Source organism: Myxococcus xanthus (assembly GCF_013116825.1).
Taxonomy (GTDB): domain Bacteria; phylum Myxococcota; class Myxococcia; order Myxococcales; family Myxococcaceae; genus Myxococcus; species Myxococcus xanthus_B.
The window spans coordinates 1-392 of the sequence record NZ_JABFNS010000361.1; the positions used below are offsets into that span (position 1 = coordinate 1).

Sequence of the window (392 nt, forward strand, 5' to 3'; positions counted from 1 at the left end):
CCGCAGCTTCCTTCAAGGCGCCGTGCTCGGCGCGGGGCTTACGGGCACCAGTCTCGCGGGCGCCGGCAGCGCAGGTGCGGCCGTGAGCGTCCCGCCGCTTCCGAACGCCCGGCCGCAGGACCCGGCCGACCTGCCGCTGATCACCGATCCGGGCGAACTCCGGGGCGAGATGCTCTATCGCACCTTCGGTCGGACGTCGGAAAAGATCTCGGCGATCGGGATGGGCGGGTTCCACCTCGGCAAGAGCGCGGTGACCGACGACGAGGCGACCCGGCTGATCCACGAGGGCGTCGATCGCGGCATCACCTTCATGGACAATTGCTGGGACTACAACGACGGCCGCTCCGAGCTGCGCATGGGCGCGGCCCTCGCCCAGGGCGGCTATCGTGACA

Annotated in this window: 1 protein-coding gene; it reads left to right on the forward strand. The window is 70.4% G+C overall.

Features of this window, described 5'->3' with window-relative positions; translation table 11 throughout:
- Positions 1-82: 82 nt before the first annotated feature.
- A partial coding sequence (locus tag HNV26_RS38055) for an aldo/keto reductase (RefSeq protein ID WP_366817116.1) occupies positions 83-392 on the forward strand: 310 nt, incomplete at its 3' end.